Annotated in this window: 19 protein-coding genes, 1 tRNA gene and 2 pseudogenes; 6 read left to right on the plus strand and 16 right to left on the minus strand. The window is 72.5% G+C overall.

Annotation, left to right across the window (positions count from 1 at the left end; translation table 11 throughout):
- Positions 1-114 precede the first annotated feature (114 nt).
- Together ACWCXC_RS12885 and ACWCXC_RS12890 are read left to right on the plus strand one after the other, a co-directional pair.
- Positions 115-1,722 (plus strand): YfbK domain-containing protein, encoded by a 1,608-nt coding sequence (locus ACWCXC_RS12885; protein ID WP_450888580.1) that lies wholly within the window; start codon positions 115-117, stop codon positions 1,720-1,722.
- 177 nt (positions 1,723-1,899) lie between these two features.
- Positions 1,900-2,346, plus strand: a complete 447-nt coding sequence (locus tag ACWCXC_RS12890) for an anthrone oxygenase family protein (RefSeq protein ID WP_450888582.1) — start codon at positions 1,900-1,902, stop codon at positions 2,344-2,346.
- A 38-nt stretch (positions 2,347-2,384) separates the two neighbouring features.
- Here the strand turns inward: ACWCXC_RS12890 and ACWCXC_RS12895 are convergent, their stop codons facing one another.
- Positions 2,385-2,699: an L-rhamnose mutarotase gene (locus ACWCXC_RS12895; RefSeq protein ID WP_383640173.1), complete on the minus strand. Its 315-nt coding sequence runs from the start codon at positions 2,697-2,699 to the stop codon at positions 2,385-2,387.
- Between the two features lie 231 nt (positions 2,700-2,930).
- A tRNA-Arg gene (locus tag ACWCXC_RS12900) sits at positions 2,931-3,003 on the minus strand.
- A 317-nt stretch (positions 3,004-3,320) separates the two neighbouring features.
- On the opposite strand from ACWCXC_RS12900, the gene ACWCXC_RS12905 reads away from it, so the two are divergent.
- The 4 genes and pseudogenes from ACWCXC_RS12905 (at position 3,321) to ACWCXC_RS12920 (ending at position 9,493) form a co-directional block, all read left to right on the plus strand.
- The gene (locus ACWCXC_RS12905; protein WP_450888631.1) at positions 3,321-4,973 is read left to right on the plus strand and encodes a dynamin family protein; all 1,653 of its coding nucleotides are present in this window, start codon (positions 3,321-3,323) and stop codon (positions 4,971-4,973) included.
- Positions 4,970-7,033: a GTPase gene (locus tag ACWCXC_RS12910; RefSeq protein WP_450888584.1), complete on the plus strand. Its 2,064-nt coding sequence runs from the start codon at positions 4,970-4,972 to the stop codon at positions 7,031-7,033. Before ACWCXC_RS12905 ends, ACWCXC_RS12910 begins: the two co-directional genes overlap by 4 nt.
- Positions 7,034-7,135: 102 nt before the next feature.
- Positions 7,136-7,501, plus strand: a pseudogene (locus ACWCXC_RS12915) (single-stranded DNA-binding protein); the annotation flags it as partial.
- A gap of 543 nt (positions 7,502-8,044) precedes the next feature.
- A complete protein-coding gene (locus tag ACWCXC_RS12920) occupies positions 8,045-9,493 on the plus strand; it encodes an LAETG motif-containing sortase-dependent surface protein (RefSeq protein ID WP_450888586.1) in 1,449 nt (482 codons plus the stop codon).
- Between the two features lie 281 nt (positions 9,494-9,774).
- Here ACWCXC_RS12920 and ACWCXC_RS12925 read toward each other — a convergent pair whose 3' ends face one another.
- The 14 genes and pseudogenes from ACWCXC_RS12925 to ACWCXC_RS12990 all read right to left on the minus strand — a co-directional run.
- Positions 9,775-11,031 carry a tyrosine-type recombinase/integrase gene (locus tag ACWCXC_RS12925; protein ID WP_450888588.1) on the minus strand — a complete coding sequence of 419 codons (1,257 nt, stop codon included), beginning with the start codon at positions 11,029-11,031 and terminating at the stop codon, positions 9,775-9,777.
- Positions 11,032-11,165: 134 nt separating this feature from the next.
- Positions 11,166-11,408, minus strand: a complete 243-nt coding sequence (locus ACWCXC_RS12930) for a helix-turn-helix transcriptional regulator (protein ID WP_450888590.1) — start codon at positions 11,406-11,408, stop codon at positions 11,166-11,168.
- A 324-nt stretch (positions 11,409-11,732) separates the two neighbouring features.
- Complete coding sequence (locus tag ACWCXC_RS12935) at positions 11,733-13,277, minus strand: YfjI family protein (RefSeq protein WP_450888592.1); 1,545 nt, start codon at positions 13,275-13,277, stop codon at positions 11,733-11,735.
- The gene (locus ACWCXC_RS12940) at positions 13,274-13,648 is read right to left on the minus strand and encodes a hypothetical protein (RefSeq protein WP_450888594.1); all 375 of its coding nucleotides are present in this window, start codon (positions 13,646-13,648) and stop codon (positions 13,274-13,276) included. The genes ACWCXC_RS12935 and ACWCXC_RS12940 overlap by 4 nt, the downstream gene beginning before the upstream one ends.
- Positions 13,645-14,502: a bifunctional DNA primase/polymerase gene (locus ACWCXC_RS12945; RefSeq protein ID WP_450888596.1), complete on the minus strand. Its 858-nt coding sequence runs from the start codon at positions 14,500-14,502 to the stop codon at positions 13,645-13,647. The genes ACWCXC_RS12940 and ACWCXC_RS12945 overlap by 4 nt, the downstream gene beginning before the upstream one ends.
- Positions 14,499-15,230 carry a DNA methylase gene (locus tag ACWCXC_RS12950; protein ID WP_450888598.1) on the minus strand — a complete coding sequence of 244 codons (732 nt, stop codon included), beginning with the start codon at positions 15,228-15,230 and terminating at the stop codon, positions 14,499-14,501. The genes ACWCXC_RS12945 and ACWCXC_RS12950 overlap by 4 nt, the downstream gene beginning before the upstream one ends.
- A gap of 274 nt (positions 15,231-15,504) precedes the next feature.
- Positions 15,505-17,661, minus strand: a complete 2,157-nt coding sequence (locus ACWCXC_RS12955) for an FtsK/SpoIIIE domain-containing protein (protein ID WP_450888600.1) — start codon at positions 17,659-17,661, stop codon at positions 15,505-15,507.
- A 117-nt stretch (positions 17,662-17,778) separates the two neighbouring features.
- On the minus strand, positions 17,779-18,099 hold the full coding sequence (locus tag ACWCXC_RS12960; protein WP_450888602.1) for a hypothetical protein: 321 nt from the start codon (positions 18,097-18,099) through the stop codon (positions 17,779-17,781).
- Between the two features lie 76 nt (positions 18,100-18,175).
- Positions 18,176-18,364, minus strand: a complete 189-nt coding sequence (locus ACWCXC_RS12965) for a hypothetical protein (protein WP_450888604.1) — start codon at positions 18,362-18,364, stop codon at positions 18,176-18,178.
- Positions 18,365-18,382: 18 nt separating this feature from the next.
- Positions 18,383-18,757: a DUF6251 family protein gene (locus ACWCXC_RS12970; RefSeq protein ID WP_450888606.1), complete on the minus strand. Its 375-nt coding sequence runs from the start codon at positions 18,755-18,757 to the stop codon at positions 18,383-18,385.
- A 105-nt stretch (positions 18,758-18,862) separates the two neighbouring features.
- Positions 18,863-19,045, minus strand: a complete 183-nt coding sequence (locus tag ACWCXC_RS12975; protein WP_450888608.1) for a hypothetical protein — start codon at positions 19,043-19,045, stop codon at positions 18,863-18,865.
- Positions 19,046-19,091: 46 nt separating this feature from the next.
- Positions 19,092-19,259: a hypothetical protein gene (locus tag ACWCXC_RS12980; RefSeq protein ID WP_450682382.1), complete on the minus strand. Its 168-nt coding sequence runs from the start codon at positions 19,257-19,259 to the stop codon at positions 19,092-19,094.
- A 98-nt stretch (positions 19,260-19,357) separates the two neighbouring features.
- Entirely contained in the window at positions 19,358-19,753 is a 396-nt protein-coding gene (locus ACWCXC_RS12985; protein ID WP_450888610.1) for a DUF3307 domain-containing protein, read from the minus strand.
- 24 nt (positions 19,754-19,777) lie between these two features.
- A pseudogene (locus ACWCXC_RS12990) lies at positions 19,778-19,897 on the minus strand (RRQRL motif-containing zinc-binding protein); the annotation flags it as partial.

Here is a 19,897-nt window from a genome sequence, read left to right on the forward strand (position 1 = left end):
CCGGGCGCACCGCCGTTGCCGCATCGCAACCGTTCCGCAACCAACGCGCGGGTCCGCCGCCCCGGTTCGCACGTCACATTCACGAAGTGACGCCACGACACCGGGGGTAGGGGAATGGAACGCGGGACACGAAGGCGCCGGGGAGCGATCGGGCTGCTCCTGGCGGGCGGGGTACTGCTCACGGGCTGCTCGGGGACGGACTCCGACCGCAGCACCGCGACGAGCGACAAACGCGGACCGGCGCCGGCCCCGGCCGCGACCGGCGGGGCGGTCCCGGGCGGCGGGACGGCGGGGGACCGGCAGGAGGGCGCGGAGGCGGACGGCCGGAAGAAGCCGGACGGGCTGACGGCCACCGCCCGCCCCGACTACCTCTCCACCTTCGCGCTGGACGTCGACACCGCCTCGTACGGCTATGCCCGCCGCACCCTGGCCGACGGCCGGCTGCCGGCTCCGGAGACCGTCCGGCCCGAGGAGTTCGTCAACAGCTTCCGCCAGGGCTACCGCCGCCCGTCCGGCAACGGTTTCACCGTCTCCGTCGACGGGGCGCGTGCGGGCGGCGAGGGCGGGGACTGGTCGCTGGTCCGGGTGGGCCTGGCCACCAAGGCCGCCCCCAGCACGGCGGAGCGCCCGCCCGCCGCCCTCACCTTCGTCGTGGACATCTCCGGCTCCATGGCCTCGTCCGACCGCCTCGGCCTGGTCAAGACCTCGCTGGGCATCCTCACCGACGAACTGCGCGACGACGACTCGGTGGCCCTGGTCACCTTCAGCGACGAGGCGCGCACGGTCCTGCCGATGACCCGGGTCGGGGACCACCGCAAGCGCGTCCACGACGCCGTCGACTCCATGGAGGCCACCGACTCCACCAACGTGGAGGCGGGCGTCCGGCGCGGGTACGAGGAGGCGGTCGACAGGCACCGCGAGGGCGCCAACAACCGCGTCGTCCTGCTCTCCGACGCCCTGGCCAACACCGGGGAGACCGACGCCGACGCCATCCTGGAACGCATCGGGGAGGCCCGCCGCGACTACGGCATCACCCTCTTCGGCGTGGGCGTCGGCAGCGACTACGGCGACGCGCTGATGGAACGGCTCACCGACAAGGGCGACGGCCACACCACGTACATCTCCGACGAGGAGCAGGCCCGCAAGGTCTTCGTCGACCAGCTCCCCGCCCACATCGAACTGACCGCCCGCGACGCCAAGGCGCAGGTCGCCTTCGACCCGAAGACCGTGCGGAAGTTCAAGCTGATCGGCTACGAGAACCGCCGGGTGGCCGACGACGACTTCCGCGACGACGCCGTGGACGGCGGCGAGGTCGGCCCCGGCCACACCGTGACCGCCCTCTACGCCGTCCTGCTGCGCGACGGCGCCTCCGGCCACGTCGCCACCGCGACCGTGCGCTGGCTGGACCCCCGCACCCGCGCCCCGCACGAGCGGACCGGCTCCGTGGAGGTCTCCCGCGTCCGCGGCGCCCTGTGGAACGGCGGCAGCGACCGCCTCCAGGTGACCGCCACCGCCGCCTACTTCGCCGAGGCCCTGCGCGGCGAGTCCCTCCCCGGCTCCCCCACCCTGGCCACCCTCGCCACCCACGCCAAGGACCTGGCCACCCGCACCGAGGACGACGCGGTGGCCCGCCTCGCCACGATGATCGGCCAGGCGGACCGGCTCAGGGGCGGCGGCCAGGACGTCCCGGAACCGAGGACGGACGAGGGCGAGATGGACTGAGCCGAGGGGAGGGGCGAGCGGACGAGAGGGAGGGCGGAGGCGATACGGACAGGCGCCCCCCAACCGGTCGCACGGGCGGCGCGTGGGCACGGCCGCGACGGCCCGACGCCCCCAACCGGTCGCACGGGCATGCGAATTCACCCCGTGCGACCGGAACCGACCGGCCATGATGGGCCCATGGACTCCCTGTTCCTCAGCCTCTCCGTCATCACGACCGGCCTCTACGCGGGCTTCCTGCTGACGTTCCTCGTCGCGATCATGCCCGGCCTCGCCGCCCTGCCCGACGACGGCTTCACGGCGGCGATGCGCCGTTTCAACGAGAAGGTTCCGGGGCCCGTCTTCCTGCTCCTCTTCCTCGGCGTGATCGCCTTCCCCGCCGTCGCCGCCTTCACCGAACACGGCGAGGACGGCTGGCCCCTCGTCCTGGCCGCCCTGGCCTGCGCCGTCGCCTCCCACCTCATCACCGTCGCCGGCAACATCCCCCTGAACAACGCGCTCGCCGCCTCCGAGGGCGACGACGACACGGCGGCCCGCACCGCCTTCGAGCCCCGCTGGAACGCCCTGCACCGCATCCGCACGGTGCTGTCCCTGGCGGCGTTCGTCCTGGCCGCCCTGGCGGTCTGAGCACGGAGGCCGAGACCGAGACCGGCACACGGGGTGGGTCACGCCAGGTGGAACACCTCGGAGAGCGGCACCATCGCCTCGTCCGCCGCCTCCGTCTGCTCGAAGAACTCCGCCATCTCCCGCTGCCACCGCCCGTTCACCTCGGTCCCCGCCATGGCCTCCCGCGCCGCGTCGAAGTCCTCCGTCTCCAGGTAGCCCACGAGCAGCCCGTCCTCCCGCAGGAAGAGCGAGTAGTTCCCCCACCCCGCCGCCGACAACGCCTCCAGCATCTCCGGCCACACGGCGGCATGCCGCGCGCGGTACTCCTCGATCCGGTCCTTGCGGACGTTCAGCAGAAAACAGACACGCTGCATGTGCGGTGCTCCCCACCCCTTGAATGAAAGGATTCAATCGCCGCTGGAAAGCTAGACGGGGGAGGGGTGTGGCGTCAATGAGGCACGTGGCGCGAGGCCGGCCGCGACCGCTTATGCCGCCGCTACGCGGCGCCCGCTAGCGTGCCCGGTGTGTGCGCGGCGCTACCGGTACCCGCCCGACCTGTGGAAAAGGCCCCCGGTGCGGAGGGCCCTGCGGTCGAACGTTCTGTGCGCCCCCGGCAGGACTCGAACCTGCGGCCAAGTGCTTAGAAGGCACCTGCTCTATCCACTGAGCTACGGGGGCCGGGTGTGGGCCTCGGCGGCCTGGAGCCCTGGGACCGGGCGGTCCGTGACCTTGCCGGGACAAGGATAGGGCTCCATTGGGCTCGGCCCGGTTGCTTCACCTGCGTGGCACGATGTGTAGGTTCGGTGAAGCGAGACGATAATCGCAGGTAGGTGCGATTGATGCATCGCTTTTGACGTCCCGCGCCCCGGGTGTTGTGCACTCGTTATGCCTGCGCCCCACTCGTCCCCTCTGTCCGGACGGGGGAACCGGCGCGCAGAGGTGGTCATACGCTTCAAAAAGGCTCAAAAATTGGGCATTCTTCGCATGTGGTGACCTTGGACGTACGGCCTCAGCTCATCGACGCACTCTCCGCCCTGCGCGACTGTGTCGCCGCCGTGCGTCTGCCCCTCCCGCTGCCGGGCGCGCCACGTGCCCGGCAGACCAGGACCGAGCTGCTGGCGCAGCTCGACGACTATCTGCTGCCCCGGCTCAAGGACCCCGAGGCACCGCTCCTGGCCGTCATCGGGGGATCCACCGGGGCGGGCAAGTCGACGCTCGTCAACTCGCTGGTGGGGCGACGGGTGAGCGAGGCGGGGGTGCTGCGGCCCACCACGCGTACGCCCGTCCTCGTCTGCCACCCGGACGACCAGCACTGGTTCACCGGGATCCGGGTCCTGCCGCAGCTCACCCGGGTCTGGCTGTCGCCGGAGGAGTCCGCCGACCCGGGGCAGTGCGACGACCTGGACGGACTCGACGGGAACGCGGCCGAGGAGGGCACCGCGCTGCGCATGGAGACGGCCACCGGGCTCCCGCGCGGGCTCGCGCTGCTGGACGCCCCCGACATCGACTCGCTCGTCGTGCGCAACCGGGTGCTGGCCGCCGAACTCATCTGCGCGGCCGACGTCTGGGTCATGGTGACGACGGCATCCCGGTACGCCGACGCCGTGCCCTGGCATCTGCTGCGCACCGCGAAGGAGTACGACGCCTCGCTCGTCACCGTGCTGGACCGGGTGCCGCACCAGGTGATCGCCGAGGTGTCCCGCCAGTACGGCGCGCTGCTCACCAAGGCCGGGCTCGGGGACGTGCCCCGCTTCACCATCCCCGAACTGCCCGAGTCCGCCGGCGGCGGAAGCGGACTGCTGCCCACCACCGCCGTCGCCCCGCTGCGCGCCTGGCTCGCCCACCGGGCCCAGGACCCGGCGGCCCGTCAGCAGGCCGTCGGCCGTACGGCGGCCGGGATGATCGACTCCCTCGACGTCCGGATGCCCGCGCTCGCCGGGGCGGTGGCCGCGCAGTACGCGGCGGCCGTACGGCTGACCGGCATGGTCGAGGACGCCTACCGCACCGAGGGCGCCCGCGTCCGGCGGCGGCTGCGCAACGGCGGCGCGCTGGCCGGGGACGCCCGGACCCGCTGGCGCGGTTACCCGCTCTACAGCACCGCCGACGAGGTCCTGGACGCCCTCGTGGAGTCCCTGGCCGCGCTGCTGGAGTGCGCGGTGGCCGCCGCCGACGAGCAGATCCGCGCCACCTGGCGCCGCGAACCCGCCTCGGGCGGCTTCGCCTTCGAGTCCGCGGGCCGCGAGGACGGCGGCTGGGGGCCGGCCGAGGACATCCGGGGCCGGATCGCCATGACCGTACGCCGCTGGCGCCGGGTCCTGGAGGAACTGGCCGAGGAGGAGGTGCGGCTGATGGAGCGCAACGCCGCCCCGGCCCCCGAGACTGTCGCCGCCCTGCTCGCCGCCGCGCTGCTCGGCGGACGCCGTGCCCGTACCGCCGGGGAGCAACTGGCCGAACGCATCGGCGCCCAGGGCGCCCTGCGCCTGCGCGACAAGGGAGGGGCGCTGCTCACCAGCTACCTCGACCAGGTGCTCGACGGCGAACGCGACCGCCGGCTCGCCCCCTTGGACCGCCTCGACGTGGCCCCGGAGCCGCAGGCCGAACTGATCGCCGCCCTGTCCGTACTGCAGAAGGAGAGGTGGCAGCGATGACTGCCGTCACTGACGAAGGCCCCGGACACGGCGGGGGCGCCACCCCCCAGGCACCCACGCCCCCGCCCCCGCCCGGTGCGGGTACGGGTGCGGATGCCGGGGACCCCGGGCGGAGTGCCGTGCGGGCCGGAGAGGGCTGGGACGACGGGCTCATCGCCCGCCGCGCCTCGGCCGCCGCGGGGACACCGCCGCCCGAGGACCCCGCGGTGCCGCCGGAGGACGAGGTGCGGCCCCAGGTCGAGGCGTACGTACCGTCCGGCAGCCCGCTCAGCCCCCGTCTGGACGCCCTGCGCGAACTCGTGGGCCTCTCGCGGGCCCGGCTGGACCGGTCGGACCTCGCCGAGGCCGGACGGGTGCTCGACGAGGCCGCCGCCCGTCAGCGGCTCTCCTCGCGCCACACCGTCGTCGCCATCGCCGGAGCGAGCGGCAGCGGCAAGTCGACCCTCTTCAACGCCCTCGCCGGCACCCAGATCTCCGAGACCGGACTGCGCAGGCCCACCACATCCCAGCCCCTGGCCTGCTCCTGGACGGACGGCGCGGCGGGGCTGCTGGACCGCCTCGCCGTCCCCGGACGCCTCAGGCGCCGGCCGCAGACGACCGGCTCCGCCGCCGACGAGGCGCTCCAGGGCCTCGTCCTGGTCGACCTCCCCGACCACGACTCGGCGGCCCGGGGCCACCGCGACCAGGTGGACCGGGTGCTGGCGCTGGTGGACGCGGTGATCTGGGTGGTGGACCCGGAGAAGTACGCGGACGCGGCCCTGCACGAGCGCTATCTGCGCCCGCTGGCCGGGCACGCCGAGGTCACCTTCGTGGTCCTCAACCAGATCGACCGGCTCCCCGGCGACGCCGCCGACCAGGTCCTGGACGATCTGCGCCGCCTCCTCGACGAGGACGGCATGGCCGTGAGCGAGCACGGCGACCCCGGCGCCACCGTCCTGTCCCTCTCCGCCCTGACCGGCGACGGCGTGGGCGAACTGCGCGACCTGCTGGGCCGGTTCGTCCAGGAGCGTACGGCGGCGACCCGCCGGCTCTCCGCCGATGTGGACGCCGCCGCGGCCAGGCTCCGCCCCGTGTACGTCGCCGAGGGGCGGCCGGGGCTGGGGGAGCGGGCCCGGGAGGAGTTCGCCGACCGGCTGGCCGACGCGGTCGGGGCCGCCGCCGCAGGACAGGCCGCCGAACGCGCCTGGCGCCGCAACGCCGGACGCGCCTGCGGCACACCGTGGCTGCGGCTCTGGCGCTGGTACGAATCGACCCGCCGCCCCGGCGGCCCCGACCCCACCCCCGTCTCCGCGCCTCCCGAGGAGCACCTCACGGCCCGTCAACGCGTGGAGCAGGCCGTCCGCACCGTGGCCGACGACGCCTCGGCCGGGCTGCCGGGCCCCTGGGCCCAGGCCGTCCGCGAGGCCGCCGTGCACGGCGCGCGCGACCTCCCCGAGGCGCTTGACGCCCTTGCCGGACGGGCCGCCGGAGTCGAGGCGACGAGCGCGAGCACGGGTGCGGGTACGGGTACGGGTTCCGCGGCGGGGAGCGAGAGGGGCTCCGGTGCTCAGGGGCGTCGCAAGGGCGTGGATGCCGGAGCCGGGGCCGGAGCCGGTGCCGAGGCCGAGGCAGGGACCGGATTCGGCTACGGGACCCGGGGCGAGGCCGGACGTCGAGAGGCCGGGCGCGGGGAGGCCGGGCGAGGGGGTGCGAAGCCGCCCCGGCCCGCCTGGTGGCCCGCCGCCGTGCTGGCCCAGGTGGCGATGACGCTGCTCCAGGTCTTCGGCGGTCTGTGGCTGGCCGGCCAGATCATCGGCGTGCTGGAGCCGGGGCTGCTGACCCCCGCGCTGCTGATGCTGGCCGGGATCATCGGCGGTCCGCTGGTGGAGTGGTCGTGCGCGGCGGCGGCCCGGGGACCGGCCCGGCGGTACGGGCAGGAGGCCGAGCGGCGGTTGCGCGAGGCGGCAGCGGCGCTGGGGCGGGCCAAGGTACTCGACCCGGTGTCGGCCGAGTTGGCGCGTTACCGGGAAGTGCGCGAGCGCTTCGTGGCGGTGACGGAGTTTTCCACAACGGGGCGATAGTCCACAGGGCTCAGCGGGAATTCCGCCTCCCCTTCACGATGGGACCAGTGACGGCGCGTAGGAGCGCGGTCACGGAATCCGGACCGAAGGGGAGGCGGAGTCATGAACGAGACCTTGGTGACGCTGGTGGGAAACGCGGCGACGGGTGTGGAGTTCCGGGAGACCGCGAGCGGGGGAATGGCGCGATTCCGGTTCGCCGTGACACCGCGCCGCTGGGACCGCGAGAAACAACTCTGGACCGATGGCCACACCAGCTTCTACACGGTCTGGGCCTGGCGGACCCTGGCCGCGAATCTCTCCGGCTCGGTCGCCGTGGGCGAACCCCTGGTGGTGCACGGCAGGCTGAAGGTGCGTGAGGAGGAACGGGAGGGGCAGCGGCGCACGTTCGTGGACATCGAGGCGACGGCGGTCGGCCACGATCTGACCCGGGGGACGTCGGCCTTCCGGCGCGCGGTCAGGGCCGAACCCGAGCGGATGGCGGTGACCCGGGGCGGTGGCACGGAGACGGACCCGTGGGCGGTGCGGGAACGGCCGGGCGGGGAGCCGGTGGGAGGCGAGCGGCAGCAGGACGGTGAACAGGACGGTGTAGAGGTGCGGGCGGCGGAAAACGATCGGTCGGCGGACCGGCTCCCGCCGGGTCCCCGGGGACGCGGTGAGGGCGCGGGGGAGCGAGTCGAACGGCCCGTCACCCGGCGGCGGACGGGGCGTCAGAAGAAGGAGCGCGAGCTGGTCGCGGCGTCCTGACTGGCCGACGGACGGCCCTCGAAGGAATGGCGATTTCCGGCCATGATTCCCGTCGAACGGGCCCGGATCCGGTGCCCGGAGCCGGTCGTCGGGATCATTGCACGGGATAACGATTCCGAGTCGGAATGCTTGTCGGACGGTATGACGGGGGACTGTTCTACGCCCGGTCCTTAAGATTCCTCGGTACTCACAGGGCACTTGAGTCGGCTGGCGGGACATTCCCCACACACGTACCGGACGTGAGGGTCTCGCCCGGAGGGGAATTCTGTGTTTTCTGCTTCTTCAGCGACCGACCCGTCATCCACGGCGGCGTCCGACACCGGGCGGAGACGGGGCTTGACCCGGCTGGCCGCCACGCTGGTGGCGACCGGTCTGGTCGTGGCCGGCGCGCTCACCGGGGCGGGCGGCGCCGTCGCGGACGAGGCACCCGCGCACCAGGGCGGTGCGACCGCCACGCTCGACGGACTGAAGACCTTCGACAGCGCGATCCTGCGGACGAACGGCAAGACCCAGAAGCTGCCCGCCGGGCTCTTCGAGATGACCGTCGACGGCGGCGGCAGGCTCAAGACGTACTGCATCGACATCCACAACCCCACCCAGGACCAGGCGACGTACCTGGAGACCCCCTGGAACCAGACCTCGCTCGGCACCAACAAGAACGCCGGGAAGATCCGCTGGATCCTGGAGCACTCCTACCCCCAGGTCGACGATCTCCAGGCGCTCGCCGAGCAGGCTCACACGGGCCCGCTGTCCGAGCGGACCGCGGCCGCCGGCACCCAGGTCGCCATCTGGCGCTACTCGGACGACGCCGACGTCCGGGCCTCCGACGCGCAGGCGGAGAAGCTCGCGGACTGGCTGGAGAAGTCGGCGAGCGCCACCGCCGAGCCGAAGGCGTCCCTCTCCCTGGACCCGGTCGCCGTCTCCGGCCGCTCCGGCAAGCGCGTCGGACCGGTCACTGTGCGCACCAACGCCGGACAGGTCGGCGTGACCCCGCCGGCCGACGCCGCCAGCGGGGTCCGCGTCACCGACAAGAAGGGCAAGCCCGTCACCACGGCGGTCAACGGCACCCAGCTCTGGTTCGACGTCCCGGCCGATGCCGCGGACGGCTCCGCCGCGCTGACCGTCCAGGCCACCACCTCCGTCCCGGTCGGCCGCGCCTTCGCCGGGGCCACTCGCAGCCAGACCCAGATCCTGGCCGGCTCCAGCGAGTCCACCGTCTCCGCGACCGCCACCGCCACCTGGGCCGGCAAGGGCGCCGTCCCCGCCGTCACCGCGCAGAAGAACTGCGCCAAGGGCGGCGTCGACGTCACCACCCGCAACACGGGCGACGAGCCGTTCACCTACGAGCTGGCCGGCGCCGAGCACACCGTCGCCCCCGGCCGCACCGAGACCGTCACGGTCCCGGTCGCCGAGGACCAGGCGTACGACGTCACGGTCACCGGACCCGGCGGCTTCGCCCGCACCTTCACGGGCGTCCTGGACTGCCTGACCGCCGGCCCCGGCACCGACGGCCTCACCACCCAGACCGCCGAGCGGCCCATCACCACGACCGCCACGGCCGGCGGCGCCGACTCCGGCCCCGGGGGCAACCTCGCCGAGACCGGCAGCTCCAACGCCACCCCGCTCATCGCGGGCATCGCGATCGCCCTGGTCGTCATCGGCGGCGGCGCGGTCTTCCTCCTCCGCCGCCGCAAGGACCGCCCCTCCGGCGACTGAGCCCCGTCCGGCCCGGCCGCGCGCCCACGCACGGCCGGTGACGCGCTGATCGCGGCCCCGGTACGACCCCGCCACGGCGGCGGCGTACCGGGGCCACCGCGTGCGGGGGAGGGGGCCGGAGGCGCTGTGCCCCGTACTGGTTTCCGTCCGGGGATGGACGTCAGGCAAGATGGGGTGTGTCTTGCGGTACCTAGGCGTAAAAGGACCCCTGACCAGCGGCGGAGCCACGAGACAGGGGCCGATTCGGAGCCGTGGGCCGGTAGGGGGCCGGTAGCTGCTCGTCAGGCCGCTTCCGAGAGCTCCAGCGGGCGGATGCGCTGGAACACCGACGACACCGCCGCCCGCGCCTTCTCCTCGCTGCTCGGCAGGAGGTGGGTGTAGATCTTCAGCGTAAACCCCGGGTCGGAGTGCCCCAGGTAGACGCTCAGAGCCTTGATGCTGCCTCCGGCCTCCAGCACCACCGAAGCGTAGAAATGCCGCAGCGCGTGCATCCCGTCGTCCGGGGCGGCGGCGTAGCGCCGCTCGCCCTTCTCGCGCGGCGGGATGACGCCCGCGTGGGCAAGAGCGGGCTTCCACACGTAGTCGTCGAAGTAGCTTCGCCAGATCGCGTTGCCCACACCGCTCGTGAACACCAGTTCCAGCGTCGTCGGTGGCCCGTCCGGGGTCTTCCAGGGCAACGTGACCGGCACGGGCGGGAACAGGGCCATGTGCTCCCGCAAGCCTGCCCCCACCACGGGGCTCAGGGGAGCGTCCCGGAGCTTGCCGCGCTTGGGCGGGGCGAAGACGAGGGTTCCGCCGACACGCTTGATCTGCTGGCGGACATGCACCCACCCCGTGGCGAAGTCGACGTTGGACTTGGCAAGTCCGAAGACCTCCCCCTGACGCAACCCACAGCCCCCGCCGGCGTCCACAGTGGCCGCGTAACGCGCGGGCAGCCCGCCGCGAACGGCCAGCACGCGCCCCTCGGACCAAGGAACGATCAGCCGGTCCTCTGGCACCGGGGCCTTGACCGACTGGGCGTGACACGGGTTCGACTTGAGGACCTTGTCGTCCACCGCAGCGTTGAACAGCGCTGACACCGAGTCGTAGATGGCGCGGCGGTAGGTGCCGTTCGGTACTGCCAACTGGAGACCGTTGAGCCACGTCCGCACGTGCTCGGGCTTGAACGACCCCATCGGACGCGTTCGCATGTAGGGCACCGCGTGAAGCCGGATACGCCTGCGCACGACCTCCTGACTGACCTGGTCGCCAGTCAACCCGCCAAGGTACTTCTCGGCGTACTCACCGAAGGTGACTCGACCTGCTTTCGGGTCGACGTAGGTCCCCGCGTCCATGTCGGCTTCGATGCGCGTCAGCCACTTGTCGGCCCGGCCCTTCTGCCGGTCCGGGAAGCTCTCCGACTTCTCGGTGCCGTCCGGGCCGAAGTAGCGGGCGCGATAACGCATCCCGATGCCGTGGCGATCAGTTTTGACGCGAACAACCTTGCCGTCCGGGGTCGTCTCTTCCTTGAACCAACGGTCCTGAACGTAGCCAGCCATGCGGGCTGTGACCTCTCGTAGATGGTGGGCCGCATTCGAAAGGGGCTCCTGCCTCCCCTCGGATGCGGCCCAGAAGCGGCGCTTCAGGGGGGACGCGCCTCCCTGCCCGACCCGGTGTTGAGGGGGCGAGCGGGTCAGGCGGCGTCGTAGGCGGTCTGCTCGCGTACCCACGCCTGTACGGCGGCGGGGTCATAGCGCAGGTACTTGCCGATGCGGATGGCGGGCGGTCCGAGCTTCTTGCGGCGCCATGCGTAAACCGTTTCGACACTCGGCAGGCCGAACATTGCGACCAGGTCATCCGGGGTGAGGTAGCGGTCGGGGAGGCCGGCGCGCAGGGTCGCCTGCGGGCCGGGGGATGGGATGCGTTTCGGGGCCACGGGGACTCCTTGGGGTGGCGATGGGTCGGTATTCCGTGACAGAACTGACAGAACCTCGCGACTGGCCCGCTGACCTGCGGATACTTCGGTTTCCAGCGTCGTGACAAAACCTCAAAAAACTCTGACAGAACCTCCGGGCGGGGGGTTCTGTCAGAGCGCCGCCCGGACCGGCGCGACCGGGCGAGGTCGTGCCGGAAATCTGCGGCGGGGAGGTTCTGTCAGAGTTTTCGGAGGTTTTGTCAGAACCGTGATCATGAACGTTTGTGCAGGTCAGCCGGGTAGGGCTGGGGTTCTGTCAGTTCTGTCAGCGGATTGGGGGTTCTGTCAGCCGCAGGTGAGCGGCGGGGTGACGCTGGGGTGGGTGTCGAAGCGGGGCGACGGCGGCCGACCACCGCGCCCAGTGCGCGGGGGTGCGGGCTGCTGGCGGACCCATCCGTGCTCTTCCAGCAGCGTGAGCGCGGGGTCCAGGTCCGTCATGGCGGGGAAGTCGCCGCGCGACAGGCCCCGGAACAGGTCCCGCTTGGTGAAGCCGGACAGGCGCTGTTCCTTGAGGTGGGTCAGGAGCTGGTGGGCGGCTTCCTGCGCGGGGTCGGCACCCATGGCGTCGAAGACCTCCAGGGCGTGGGCGGTGAAGTAGTCCCCGATCTCCACCGCGTTGGCCATGGTGGCGGCCTCGATGGGGACCATCCACCCGTTGTCCGGGTGGGTGGCGAGGTGGAGGAGCCCGGCGATGCGGGCAACGGCCCCGTCCCGTTTGGAGGCCCATTTGATGATCGGGTGGAGGCTGCGGCCCTTCCCGATGCGGGATTCGGTCACCTTCTGGTAGGCGAGCAGCACCGCGTCTGCTTCGGGGCTGAGGGTGAGGACGGCGGGGTCGGTCCAGTCCGCGAGGGCGAGAGTGAGGCCGCCCAGGCGCTGGGCGTAGGTGGCGGCGGTTTCTTCGGGCAGCAGGGCGGGGGTGAGGTTGCGCGAGCCGACCAGTGACAGGGGCTTGGCGTAGAGGAACCGGGCGAGCAGCCCGCGTCCGTCGGCCCCTTTGACGCGGCCGAGGGCGTCCAGGACTTCGGGCTGAATGGCCAGGCCCATGGTGATGGCGGGGGATTCGACGTGCTGGGCGTCGCGCCCTTGCCGGTTGACGCGGGCCATGTCCCCGGCGTGGCCCTTGAGGAAGATGCCCATGTTCGGGGTGCCGGAGTAGCGGCCGGCGATGATGTCGAAGATCTCGCCCTCGGCGGACATGACGCTCATCCGCCCGTCCTGCTCGGCGATCAAAGTGGCGAGGCTTTCGGGGGTGACGTCGTCCGCGACCAGCTGGGGTTTCGCGGGGACGGTCATCTCGTCCGCCTGCTGGGCGAGGTGGACCGCTTCGGCGGTGAGCTGGTCCCGCAGGCCGGGTTCGGCCGCTGCCGCCTTCTGGGCGGCCTTGTCGGCGGCGGACCGGGCCAGGCGTGCGGTCGTCTCCGCTTCGGCCCGGCGCGGCCCGGAGAGTTCCACCAACGCCTTCTCGGCGGCGAGGAGGGGGCCGGTCATGAGGGTGAAGACGGCGCTCTTGCGGTTGCCGGGCGGGAGGGCGACGGCGGTGTAGAGGTTCACCGGTTCGCGCCAGTGTCCCCGGACGTGGACGGTGGCGCGCCCGCCGGCGGCGGTGGCGAGGACGGCGAGTGCCAGGCATCCGGCGAGGTCCACCGGCGTCTGTGTCTCCTCCGCGACACCGGCCACCATGCCGCCCAGCCACTCGGGCAACGCGTGCACGGGGAAGGTGGGGAGATCACGGCGGGGGTTGAGGGGTACCGGCTCGTCCCACACGGGCCCGGTGATGGTCTCGGGGTCCAGAGCTTCGCTGAAGCCCTCCCACAGGTCGGCGCTCATGCGGCCTTGCTCCCTTCGGCGTTGAGCAGCGGGCAGGAATCGGGGTGAGCGGTGTGGGCTTCGAGTAGCGCCAGGACACCGGATCGGCCCCGGGCGGTGCGTTCGTATCCGCACCGGCACCAGGACCGCGCCGACACGAGAGCGGAGAACGATGGCGGCGCGGTGACGTGCAGCCATCGCACCGCCTGGCGGGGGCCGGGCGTGGCGGACGGCTGCGGGTCAGAGCGGACAAGACGAAGCGGACGGCCTTCGGCCGACGACTTACGCCCAACGACCGCCCGCGCCGTCCGGGGCGCGGTTTCGGGGGCGGCAGGAAGCCCGTCGATGCCGAGCTGCTGTCCGGCGAGCGCGGCTTGCGGGGTGGCGTTCATGCGGCACCTGCCAGGCCGTTGGCGACCGCCCTGGCCGCGTACGGCTCGGGGACACCCATGGACACAGCGGCGGCGATGAGCTGCTGTCCCAGGACGTCCAGCCCGCAGGGGCCGGGGCAGTCCGTGTGCTGCTTGGCCATGAACTGGGCGACGCCGAACGTCTGCGAGCCCGCCCCGCTCTCCCTGCGGGAACGCACCAGGGCGAGACCGCGCTCCAAGCCGGTGCGCACGTACCGCTCGGTGTGGCGGCACCCGGTGGTCACCCGGTGATCCCACGCGACCCGGTCGGAGAGGGAAGAGACCACCCCGCCCCGGGGGAAGGTGGTCTCTTCCTTCACCACCAGCCCGCGCACGACATCCGGCAGAGCGGCCATGGCGCCGGTGCCGGGACCGAGCCACCGGGCGTACTGCATGACGGACTTGACGTCCACACTCGCCCGCACGGCGTTGGCCGAGGGCATCGCACCCAGGTAGATCCAGTGCGCGCCCCGCGTTGTCGGCACCGTGCGGGTGGCGGGGAGTGTGGCGCGGGCCCAGGCGATGGCGGCGGCGTCGTCCAGGTCCACCACGGTCAGGCCAGCGCCGCCGGGGTGGTAGGCCACAGCCCTCGCCTGCTGCCAGGCAGGGGCCCATCCGGGCCCGGTGAGGGTGGCTTGGTCGGTGGTGGCGGCGGCCCAGGCGTGGCACGGGCGGGGGCAGGAGCAGGGGCCGGGGGTCTTCATGTTCGGCCGTCCGCCGCACGTGTTGTTCCGGCAGGCGGGGCAGTTCCCGAACGGGACCTTCCCCGCCCGCAAGGGCAGCACCGGCACGCCGCGTGCGGCGAGGTCCAGGGCGGCCATCAGGTGGGTGTTCATGCCGCCGCCTCCTGGGCGCGGAGGCTGTGGCGGGCATGGGTGCCGAGCCACTGGGTGTAGGCCGGGGGAATGGCTTCGGTCAGTTCCTCGCGGACGGTGGTCCAGGTGATGCGCATCGCGGCCTGCATCTCGGGGACGGTGGCCTTGCCGCCGCCGGCCCCGTACGCGGCGACGTACGGCCCGTCGCGGTAGACGCCGTGCCGGTAGCCGCGCACGTACCCCCGGTGGCGCGGGTGCGCGGGCTGGGGAACGGTCCAGCGCCCGAGTTCGAAGACCCGGTGACGCAGGACTCCGAGCCCGAACATCTCCCCGCACAGCCGCACGTCGGCCCGGACGGGGGCTTTGCCGTTGGGCTGCTCGATCACGTAGGGCAGGCCGGTGGTGTCGAGCAGGGTGCGGAGTTCTGGGATGAGCTGGACGTGGGTGCGCCCCCAGCCGCGCGAGGCGTTGGTGCCGACGGTGAGCGCGCATCCGGCCTGGCACGGCGGCGAGGCGTGCACCGCCGCGAACTGCTCGATCTCCCCGGACGTGATGAGGGCGGCGAGGTGGTCCAGTGCGTCCGCGTGGTGGAAGGTGAAGGGGTAGTTGGGGCGGTCGACGATGTCGACGCCGGTCACGTCGAATCCGGCGCGGTGGTAGCCCATGGCCGCGCCGCCGGCGCAGGAGAAGAGGTCCAGGAGCCGGGGCCTGCGGCCGGGGACTCGCCGGATCAGGGTGCGTTGGGTCATGCTGGGTATCTCCAGTTCTCGTGTGTGCTGGACGAGGGCGGCCCCGGATCTTTGGCGAGATGAGGGGGCCGCCCTTGGTGCTGAAACAAGGCTGTGGAGGGCTGCGGGCGGGGGTGCCCGTGCCCCCTTTACCGGCCTTACCTTGCAGGTCACGGGCCCTTACCTCCCCCGCTACCGGGGTAGAGGGCCCCCGCTACTCCGGGCCCCTCCGGGAAGTGCCCGGAAGGGTGCGGGGAGGGGCGCCGGGGAGGGGGTGGGGTAGTGGGGTGCCCCTCTACCCGTGGGTGAGGAGGATCTCTGCGGGGACGGCGGCTTCGATGTCGCGGCGCTGGTATCCGGCGGCGTTGGTGCCGCTGATCTTGACCTGCTTGCTGGTGCGCTTGACGCCGGCCGCTTCGAGTTCGGAGGCGAGGCGTTCGGCGTTGAAGTCGCCGTAGGTGTCCTCGTCGATGTTGACGAGTGCGGCGAGCAGGTCGGTGGTGAACATGCGCGGGCTGTGGCGCATGACTTCGAGCGCGTCGGAGAGGATCGGCGGGAGCTTGATCCCGGACGCGTCGGCCGCCGCCGTGACGTCCCCGGCCGCGTCGCCGGTGAGCTGTCCGGCCGCCTCGCGCAGGGTCCGGCCCTTGGCGCAGAGCTTGGCGAAGCCGGGGCCGTCGAGGTAGTCGGCCCGCACCGTGACGTACGACGCAGGACCGGTCACCAGCACACCGACACCCTTGTGTTCCTCGGACAGGACCGAGGCGTCGGCGCCCTGGGCGGCCTTGCCCTTGCCCAGCACCATGTCCGACGACGTGCGGTCCACGACCTGTGTCGAGTAGCGCAGGGTGATGATCTCCCTGAGCTTCGACGGCACGGACTCGGCGTCGGGGCGCTGGGAGGCGAAGTTGGAGACGAATCCGGCGGCGGGGCCGCGTCGGGCGATGCGGCACAGGTCGTTGATGACCTGCTCGCGGTCCTCGCGCTCCATCGCGGTGAAGTATTCCTGCAGCTCGTCGATGGTCACGAAGATGACCGGCAGGTTGTACCGCTTCACGATGTCCGGGGTCAGCTTGCCCTCGGGGCAGATGCTGGTCGGCAGCTCCCGCAGGATCGCGAACCGGCGTTCCATCTCGACCAGCAGTTCGGCGAGCATGGCCTTGAGGGCTTCGACGGCGTCGTCCTCGGCGCCCATGACCAGGCGGTGGGCGACGGCCCGCATGGGCATCCAGTCCGCCCCGCCCTTCCCGTCCGCGACGTAGTGCCGCACATAGGCGTCCAGGAGCCCGGCCGCCGTCATCAGGCGCTGCGTGAACGTCTTCCCGCGCCTGGGGAGCCCGCCGAAGAACATCGACTGCCACATGACCGGGACTTCGATGCGGTTGCCGCGGGCGTCCTGCCCGAACGGGATCGGCTCCCAGATCGAGAACGTCTCCGCAGACGCGAGCGGCGAGGGGTTCGGCGTGCCCAGGTACGGGTCGTCGTCCGCGACCCACATGCTGACGCGGCCGGCGTTGCCGCCCTTGGCCGCGCGGACGCGGGACATGATGACCTGGATCTCATCGACGCCGAGTTCCTGCGCGATGACCTCCCGCTTGGCCAGCACATCGGAGGCGGTCTTGCCGCCGCCCCTCGGGAGGTCGAAGATCACCGCCCAGCCACGGCCGTCACGGACCGGGCCCATCGAGCAAGAAACCCGGGGCGCGTCCTTCTCGTCGTCGCCGGCACGGCCGCTTTTCAGGAGGCCGGCCGCGCGGAGCGCGTCGTTGAGCTGCTGCGCGGACATGTCGACCCGCAGCGGCGGGGCGCCCTGGTCCAGGAACTGGGCGTCCTTGCCCCGGCCGAGGTAAGCGAGCGGGGTGACGACCGCCGCCGCGATACCCGTCTGGAGCACCGGAGGGGCAAGGGCGATCCCGATCGCGGCAGCGGCGACCGCGACGGCGGCGGCACCGAACCGCCAACGCCGCGTGCGGGTCCGCTCGAAGTGCGCGGCCTGGAGCCGGGCGGCCAGGTCCACATCCTCCGGCCGGGCCTTCACCTGGGCGCGCAGGGCCCGCACGGTCGCCGTGTGGTCCTGCGCGGACAGGGTGGGCCACAGCCCCGCCGCCGCCCGGAAGAAACCCCGCGCGGCCAGCAGAACCGTCTTGACCAGGTACTTCGGGACGCGGAAGGCGTGGAAGCGGGTGTGCCACCACGACAGGCGGGCCAGCGCGGCGGCGTTGGCCCGAATGGAGGCGGCCGACCGCGCCCACGCGGGCAGGACCGGGGAGTCGGGCACGGTCAGCCAGTCCGCCAACGGGTTGTCGGCCCGGTCCACCGCCTCCACCACACCGGAGCCATCAGCACTCCCGGCGGGGTCCTGGGTGGTCTTCGACAGGTTCACCGGTTCGGTGTCGGTGTCCGGGGAGGTCTGGGCGGGGCGGTGGTCGTCCAGGTGGTGAAGGGTGCCCATATCGGCCCCCTCAACTGCAAGTTCGGTCATGATGGACGTGCCTCTCCTGCTCATTACTGCTGGTGGGTTGAGGACAAGGGAGCGGCCGGACCGGCCAGGGAAACCGGCCGCCCCCGGTCAGCTCTCGGCCCGCAGAACGGCGCGCTCGGCACGCCGAACGGCGTCCTCGGCCTGCTTGCGGGCCTGGCGGGCGGCGGGGCGGTCGGCCCTGTTGGCGGTGCGTTCGGCGGCCTTGGCGTTGGCGAGGGTCTGGCGGGCGTCGGCCTGGACCTGGTGCAGGGCCCGCAGTTCCTGCGCGCCGCGCTCGGCGGCCCGCTCGTCGATGCGCTCGATGGCCTTCTCGACCGTCGGGTCGACGCAGTCGGCCAACGCCTGACGGAAGCCCTTGCGGAACAGCTTGCTGCGCTGGCGCTTCTCGGCCGGGGTGTAGCTCAGCATGGGTGCCTCCCAGATGAGGGCCGGGCTGTCCGGTCCTCCGCCCGCCCGGCACGGGGTCCGGGCGGACAGGGGACCGTCAGGCGGGCCGCAGTTCGTCGGGGTGGCACAGGACCGGCCCGATCAGCAGGCCGATCCTGTGGACCGTGTACCGGCCGTCCGTGAGCGGGCCGGGCGGTACCTCGTCGATGATTTGGCCGGTGCGTCCGACGGCGCGCGGGTCATCCGCACACGCCACGATCCGCACCCGGTCACCTGCCTTGAACATGGCGAACCCTTTCTGGGGTCAGTGGCGGCCGGTCTTGCGCACGGCCTTGGAGGCGGCCTTGCCGTCGGTGGTGAGGGACTTCACGACGGTGACGACGCCCCAGGCCATGACGGCCGCGAGGAACGCCAGCAACGCCAAGTTCGCGGCGATGGCGGTGAGGACGCCGACCAGGAGCGGGCCGAAGTAGACGCCGGCGGCGACGGCCCCGGCGCCGACGCCGGAGCCGAGCGCGAGGCGCTGGATGGTGCGGTCGGGCGGGGCGTGGTGGATGTGCTGGACGATCTGCTGCGGTCCCTGCTGGGCGGGCAGGACGCGGGGGTCGGCGTAGGTGTAGGTGCCGTCGGGGAGCTGGATGACGGTGAGGGCCCGGGGTGCGGGCAGGTTGGGGTCCATGCGGTTCCTTCCACGGGCGAAAGGGGGTGTGTGGGAGTGCCCCGGGCCGGATTCGATCCGGCGCCCTCACGGCGTGACTGCCGGGGCTGGCGGGCGGGGTGTGGGCTACTTCTTGGTGTCGGTGTGGATGTGGACGGTGCCGTGGAAGGTGCCGCCGGAGATGCCGTTGTCCTGGCCTCCGAAGTGGCCGCCGGTGATGGTGCCGCCGGAGTCCTGTGCGGCCTGCTGGATCTCGGCGGGGGTGGTGGTGTCGGTGTCGACGGTGACGTTGCCGAAGCGGAGCTTCACTGGGGTGCCTGCCTTCGTGGTGGGTGCGGTGGTGGGTGGGTGTGGGTCAGCGGCCGGTGACGGGCTTGCCGGACTTCAGGTACGCCTGGGCGCGGCGCATCTCGTCGCGGGTGAGGGTGACGTTCAGGGCGGTCTTGGTGCCGCGCATGTTCTGGCCGACGATCGCGGCGGCGATGGCGGCCTGGGCGCACTGCTTGTCGGTCTTGCGGGCCATGTCCAACTCCTTGGTCAGGTGGTTGGAGTTCCCCGGGCCGGGGCCTCCCCGCCACCCCCGCACCGGGCCGGTGCGGGGGTGACAGGCAGACCCCGGGGTCAGGCGGCCAGGGCGAGTGCGGCCAGGACCAGGGCCAGGACGTGGGCGGTCTGGTCGACGTGCGCGGCCCCGCCGTGCTGGGCCCAGGAGGTCTGGCCGGTGCGGGTCATCCACCACTGAACGGGCCAGCGCCGGTCGATGAACGCGTGCGTTCCGCCGATCCAGAGCAGTGCGGCGCCGGCGACGGGGACGGACAGGGCCACCCCGTCCAGGACCGCAGCACCGAGGGCGAGCGCGGCGCCGCAGGTGACGACGTGCGTGCCGGCGTGCCTCAGGTTCGCGGCCCATCCGGCCGCGTGAGGGTCGGCCTTGTGCGCGGCCTGGTGGTCGGTCTGGAGGGGGTAGTCGGCCAGGAGGTGGCCGAGGTAGAGCAGGACGAAGAGGGAAGCGAACACGATGGGTCCTTCCAGGTCAGGAAGTCAGCAGGAGGAGTCGGCGCAGGTGACGCACATGCCGAGCGAGGACGGGATGCAGTACCCGGCGTCGCGGTGGCAGGCGGGGCAGGTGCGGCGGGCGAGCATGGCCTTGGCGAGCGCGGC

This window comes from Streptomyces sp. NPDC001515, assembly GCF_053597115.1.

Bases quoted from the DNA above. Each gene is read 5' to 3' on its own strand.
- ACWCXC_RS12970 (WP_450888606.1), bottom strand. From the start codon at position 18,757: ATGGACCCCAACCTGCCCGCACCCCGGGCCCTCACCGTCATCCAGCTC.
- ACWCXC_RS12955 (WP_450888600.1), bottom strand. From the start codon at position 17,661: ATGGGCACCCTTCACCACCTGGACGACCACCGCCCCGCCCAGACCTCC.
- ACWCXC_RS12980 (WP_450682382.1), bottom strand. From the start codon at position 19,259: ATGGCCCGCAAGACCGACAAGCAGTGCGCCCAGGCCGCCATCGCCGCC.
- ACWCXC_RS12940 (WP_450888594.1), bottom strand. From the start codon at position 13,648: ATGAACGCCACCCCGCAAGCCGCGCTCGCCGGACAGCAGCTCGGCATC.
- ACWCXC_RS12885 (WP_450888580.1), top strand. From the start codon at position 115: ATGGAACGCGGGACACGAAGGCGCCGGGGAGCGATCGGGCTGCTCCTG.
- ACWCXC_RS12945 (WP_450888596.1), bottom strand. From the start codon at position 14,502: ATGAACACCCACCTGATGGCCGCCCTGGACCTCGCCGCACGCGGCGTG.
- ACWCXC_RS12890 (WP_450888582.1), top strand. From the start codon at position 1,900: ATGGACTCCCTGTTCCTCAGCCTCTCCGTCATCACGACCGGCCTCTAC.
- ACWCXC_RS12950 (WP_450888598.1), bottom strand. From the start codon at position 15,230: ATGACCCAACGCACCCTGATCCGGCGAGTCCCCGGCCGCAGGCCCCGG.
- ACWCXC_RS12965 (WP_450888604.1), bottom strand. From the start codon at position 18,364: ATGTTCAAGGCAGGTGACCGGGTGCGGATCGTGGCGTGTGCGGATGAC.
- ACWCXC_RS12960 (WP_450888602.1), bottom strand. From the start codon at position 18,099: ATGCTGAGCTACACCCCGGCCGAGAAGCGCCAGCGCAGCAAGCTGTTC.
- ACWCXC_RS12910 (WP_450888584.1), top strand. From the start codon at position 4,970: ATGACTGCCGTCACTGACGAAGGCCCCGGACACGGCGGGGGCGCCACC.
- ACWCXC_RS12925 (WP_450888588.1), bottom strand. From the start codon at position 11,031: ATGGCTGGCTACGTTCAGGACCGTTGGTTCAAGGAAGAGACGACCCCG.
- ACWCXC_RS12935 (WP_450888592.1), bottom strand. From the start codon at position 13,277: ATGAGCGCCGACCTGTGGGAGGGCTTCAGCGAAGCTCTGGACCCCGAG.
- ACWCXC_RS12895 (WP_383640173.1), bottom strand. From the start codon at position 2,699: ATGCAGCGTGTCTGTTTTCTGCTGAACGTCCGCAAGGACCGGATCGAG.